Source organism: Oleiphilus sp. HI0061 (assembly GCF_001635675.1).
Map to the genome: position 1 here is coordinate 1 of NZ_LWFE01001065.1, position 4,897 is coordinate 4,897.

The window sequence follows — 4,897 nt, forward strand, 5'->3', positions numbered from 1 at the left end:
GCTTGAGGCTATGTCCGACGCGTTGGCAGGGCGAAAACTTTGTGTGGCTCGAGAACTAACCAAGCGATATGAGACGATTAAGTACGGTGAGGTGTCTGAAGTTCTGGCTTGGATGAAGGCTGACGAAGATCAAACTAGAGGAGAGTTTGTGTTGGTGCTTGAAGGTTCACAGGAAGAGCCTCTGAGTGTGAGTGATGAGCAAAAGCTCAAGCTTCTAGCGCGTTTGCTTCTAGAGCTGCCGCCAAAAAAGGCAAGTGCTGTCGTGGCGGATGTTGTGGGCGGAAGTAAAAAGGAAATATACAACCTGGCTTTAAGTTTGAAAGAGAAGTGATTGTAAAACCGACGACCGGTTTGCAATTTTGAAGGAATGATGTGATTCGATGTGCTTAGTAGATTGCGAAGGTATTCTTAATCGTGCAAAATATAAGCAAATAATTATCTAACGGATGTAGAGTCATAATGGATAGACTGTTCCGAAATATTTTTCTCCCAGTATCATTTTTGGGCTTGGCGACGGCTTTTCCTGTGCATGCTTTTGAGTTGCTTTCAGAAGGAGCGATGGGGACGGTTTCGGCTGTGTCAGCAAACTCGGCTGAAGATATTGTTAATATAGCTGGTCCTACAGCCGCGGGCTTGACGGTTGATGACGATTATGAAGTGCTGCCTTTTCAGACCGATATCACAATTGAGGATGCTAACCCAGATGAGGTGACTGACGTGCTTGAGTTTGCTTTGACTCAAGAGGTTGAGTCGTGGGCAAGTAATCTCACTATTCAAGACTCTCTAGTTGGAGCTGATACCTCCGCTGATGTGAGTTATGTGGATGAGCTTCCGCCTTCGTCTTTTGAAGATGCTGTTTTCCTTGTTCGAGATGATGAGTTTGATAGCATTGTTTTCGATTCCGATAGTGATCAAGAAGACAATACTAGCTACGAGTTAAGTCGTATAGAGCAAACTGTAACTGTCTTGGAGCAAAACCTGGGCTCGATTCGTTATATCGTTGAGAGGCAGGTAGACTTTGTAGCCACAATTGCTCCTCCGGATCGCGAGGGGCAGGAAGCGTCAATCGGCAGTGGCTATATCTCTGATCTAACGAGTATTAGTAATGTTCGCATTGCTACGGTTCGAGATTAGTTATATTTATCTATTCTTTTCTTGAATTATCTGTATTTCCGTAATACTGTTATTCCTGAGTTTGCCAGGCAATCGCTGCTTAGCTGAGTTTTCAGCATGAGGAGAGGAAAGTCCGGGCTCCACAGAGCAGAGTGCCAGGTAACCCCTGGGGGGCGAAAGCCTACGGAAAGTGCAGCAGAAAGTGAACCGCCTAAGTTCTAGCCTTGGCTAGGAACGGTAAGGGTGAAAAGGTGCGGTAAGAGCGCACCGCATGACTGGCAACAGTTCATGGCGATGGTAAACCCCTCTCGGAGCAAAACCAAATAGGAATTCGTTGGCGTGGCTCGCGCTGAATTCGGGTAGGTTGCTTGAACTAAATGGTGACGTTTAGTCTAGATGAATGATTGTCCACGACAGAACCCGGCTTATCGGCAAACTCTTTACTTTTCCTAGTTAAAAAAATCCCCATTTCTTGTCTTTTAATAAGAAAAAAATCTTACTCTTAAAGTGGTTTCTTAAGTTTTCACGCTATCTTTTTGTTGTTAAAAGATAAGAGTCTCTCTGTGCCTTCCGATTTTGCCTATATCTCTCTAAGTTATTGTGTTTTTTGAGTATTTTTCCCTTTGGCTACCCGTCTATTTTGCTTGATTTGTGGAGTTCTAGTTCCTATAGTGGGTAAAAGTAGAAAAAAGTGGTTAATTTTGGGTATTTTTCAGTTTTTTGTGGGTTTCGAGGCGTAATTTTGTTTTTAGGTAGTCACGCAATCAATATGGATGCTAAAGGTCGCATGGCGATTCCGACTAAGATTCGGGAATCGTTGGCGTCTTTTTGTGATGGCCGTATTGTTGTGACTGCGCATACTGAGGAGCGCTGCTTGCTCGTCTACCCAGAAGATCAATGGAAAGAGATATTGCCTCAAATTGAAAGCCTGCCAAGTTTCAACAAGATTGCGCGACGCACTCAGCGTTTGTTGATTGGTTATGCGACGCCTTTGGAAATGGATGGGAATGGGCGAATTCTTGTGCCGCCAACACTTAGAGAGTATGCAAATCTCGAGAAGAAGTTGATGTTGGTGGGTCAAGGAAAGAAGTTTGAGCTTTGGAGTGAAGACAGTTGGTTTAATTGGTTAGATGAAGCAGATCAGGATGATGATATTCCTGAGCAAATGCTGAATTTGTCTCTGTAATGTATATGTTGATTGAATTGGACACATTGGTATGAGTTGTGAGCAACATATGCACGAGACGGTGCTATTACAAGAAGCAGTTGACTTATTGGTGACGAATTCTTCAGGTGCCTATGTTGATGCAACCTTTGGTCGTGGTGGGCATAGCTCAAAAATACTAGAAGCTTTGGATAAAGATGGCTCGTTGATCGCTATTGACAAAGATTTGGAAGCAATATCTGCGGCACAGAGTCGATTTGTTGATGAAGAGCGATTTTCGATTGTGCACGGCTCCTTCGCAGATATTCGTGAGCATTTGAGAGTTTGTGGGCAAGAGAAAGTTTCGGGCGTGTTAGCGGATTTGGGTGTGTCATCTCCGCAGCTTGATAATGCTGAGAGAGGCTTCAGTTTTATGAATGATGGTCCGCTAGATATGCGGATGGATACCACGCGCGGAGTGAGTGCCGCACAGTGGATCAAAGAGGTCGATGAGAAAGAGATGGTTCAGGTATTTTTCGATTATGGCGAAGAAAAGTTTGCTAGGAAAATAGCTAGAGGTATCAAAGAGGCATTGCTGGGTCAGGAAATTGATACGACTGCAAAACTGTCGAAAATAGTGAAGGACGCGAACCCGTCTTGGGAAAAACATAAGCACCCGGCGACCAGGGTGTTTCAGGCTATTCGAATTAAAGTTAATGATGAATTGAGTGATTTAGAGCGATTGCTGGACGAAGCAAGTGAGAGTTTAGCAGTCGGTGGCCGTTTAGTTGTTATTAGCTTTCATTCACTCGAAGATCGTATTGTTAAGCGCTTTATGCGTGAAAAAGCAAAAGGTGATGCGCCTCCGCCGGGGGTGCCCGTTTTTGAAAAAGATATTGTTCGAGGCTTTAAGCTAGTTGGAAAGGCGATTAAACCGAGTAAAGCAGAAATAGAAAATAACGTTCGGGCGCGTAGCGCTGTAATGCGAGTGTTGGAGAGAGTTTCTGATGAATAGGCTTATGTTGTTAATGTCTAGATTGACGTCGGTAGTTCGCCACGGTGAACGCGGCGTTGAGGCGGTGCGGGAAAACTCTTCAGAGATGACGGTGATGGAGCGAATGGCTTTGGCCCTAGATGGCTTGCTTCATTTGTTAAGGCAGGTTTCCTTTAAAGGTTTTGTGGTGACCGGCATGTTGTTACTGATAATCGTCTTGTCAGCAATTGGTGTTGTGTACTCTTCTCACTTGAGTCGGCAGCTATTTGCAGAGCAAGCAATTTTGCTAGAAAAAAATGATCAGCTTCAGCTCGAGTGGGCGCAATTGTTATTAGAACAAAGTGCATGGAGCTCGCCTAATAGAATTGAGTCAGTGGCGCGCGAAAGCTTGGGTATGGAAGTGCCAGAAACTGAAAAAATCCAGTTAATTTACTAACTATAAATAAAAGAGTGCTGATTAGTGAATCGCTCAAAAGACATTTCTAAAAGCAATTTAGCCTGGCGGTATTGGTTTCTGCTGGGCTTTTTGGCTTTGTGTGGTCTCGCACTTTTTTATCGTGCGATAGACTTGCATGTTTATGAGCAGGCATTTTTAGCAGAGCAGGGTGATGCACGTACTATTCGCTTTGAAACGCTGGATGCTCATCGTGGCGTAATTATGGATCGCCATGGTGTGCCTTTGGCGGTTAGCGCTCCGGTTGAAACGGTTTATGCAGATCCTCGTTATCTGAACTTGAATGTTGCCCAAGCTAAAGCCTTGGCTGAAGCGCTTGGACAAAGCTATGAGAAACTGGCCGACAAGCTAGAGCGCAGCAAAAATAGGCACTTCATCTACCTTAAGCGAAAAATGGCGCCTCATGAAGTAAGCAAAGTGCTTGCTTTAAATTTAGATGGGATCTATAGCAAACGAGAATACAAGCGATACTATCCAGCGGGTGAAGTGGCTGCTCATGTTGTCGGTTTTACTAATATTGATAAGCACGGCCAGGAGGGGATTGAACTCTCCTATGATGACTGGCTAAGCGGCGAACCGGGAAAGCGCAGAGTCCTGAAAGACAGAAAGCAGCGAGTGATCAAAGATTTTGGTGCTGTAAAAACAGCTAGCCCAGGAAAGGATATTCGTTTGAGTCTAGATATGAGGATTCAATATCTGGCTTATCGAGAACTCAAGGCTGCCGTCGAGACTCATAAAGCGAAAGCCGGGTCGATAGTCGTACTCGACATTCACTCAGGCGATGTTTTAGCGATGGCAAATCAGCCCTCCTATAACCCAAATAATCGTAGCAATATAAATGTTGCGCATTTGAGGAATCGAGCGATCACCGATGTATTTGAACCGGGCTCGACGATGAAGTTAGCAACGATAGCCGCGGCATTAGAGACAAACAAATACACACTGAATACCCGCCTGGATACATCTCCGGGTTATTTGCGTTTAGGGCGTAAGTCAATTCGAGATCACAGAAACTACGGTGAGCTAAGTGTCCTTAATATTATTGCCAAAAGTAGTAATGTTGGAACCAGTCGTATAGCGCTGGATCTTAGTGGTGATGTCGTTTGGGATATGTTTAGCCGGCTTGGTTTTGGGCAGGGAACGGGAATTGGCTTTCCTGGAGAGAGTATAGGTTCTTTGCCAGACTCTTCGC

5 protein-coding genes, 1 other RNA gene and 1 pseudogene are annotated in these 4,897 nt (G+C 44.7%); all 7 read left to right on the top strand.

Features of this window, described 5'->3' with window-relative positions; all coding sequences use genetic code 11:
* Positions 1–331, top strand: a pseudogene (locus A3735_RS14605) (rRNA (cytidine-2'-O-)-methyltransferase); the annotation flags it as partial.
* A 128-nt stretch (positions 332–459) separates the two neighbouring features.
* Positions 460–1,134 carry a hypothetical protein gene (locus A3735_RS14610; RefSeq protein ID WP_068516390.1) on the top strand — a complete coding sequence of 225 codons (675 nt, stop codon included), beginning with the start codon at positions 460–462 and terminating at the stop codon, positions 1,132–1,134.
* Positions 1,135–1,190: 56 nt separating this feature from the next.
* Positions 1,191–1,557, top strand: an RNA gene (gene rnpB, locus A3735_RS14615) — RNase P RNA component class A.
* Positions 1,558–1,855: 298 nt separating this feature from the next.
* Complete coding sequence (gene mraZ, locus A3735_RS14620) at positions 1,856–2,299, top strand: division/cell wall cluster transcriptional repressor MraZ (RefSeq protein ID WP_068516386.1); 444 nt, start codon at positions 1,856–1,858, stop codon at positions 2,297–2,299.
* A gap of 31 nt (positions 2,300–2,330) precedes the next feature.
* Positions 2,331–3,272, top strand: a complete 942-nt coding sequence (rsmH, locus tag A3735_RS14625; protein WP_068553776.1) for a 16S rRNA (cytosine(1402)-N(4))-methyltransferase RsmH — start codon at positions 2,331–2,333, stop codon at positions 3,270–3,272.
* Between the two features lie 13 nt (positions 3,273–3,285).
* Positions 3,286–3,687, top strand: coding sequence for a cell division protein FtsL (ftsL, locus tag A3735_RS30995; RefSeq protein ID WP_197470004.1), 402 nt, complete (start codon positions 3,286–3,288; stop codon positions 3,685–3,687).
* A gap of 24 nt (positions 3,688–3,711) precedes the next feature.
* Positions 3,712–4,897 (top strand): penicillin-binding protein 2 (locus A3735_RS14635; protein WP_068638201.1); only part of this gene is annotated, 1,186 nt, incomplete at its 3' end.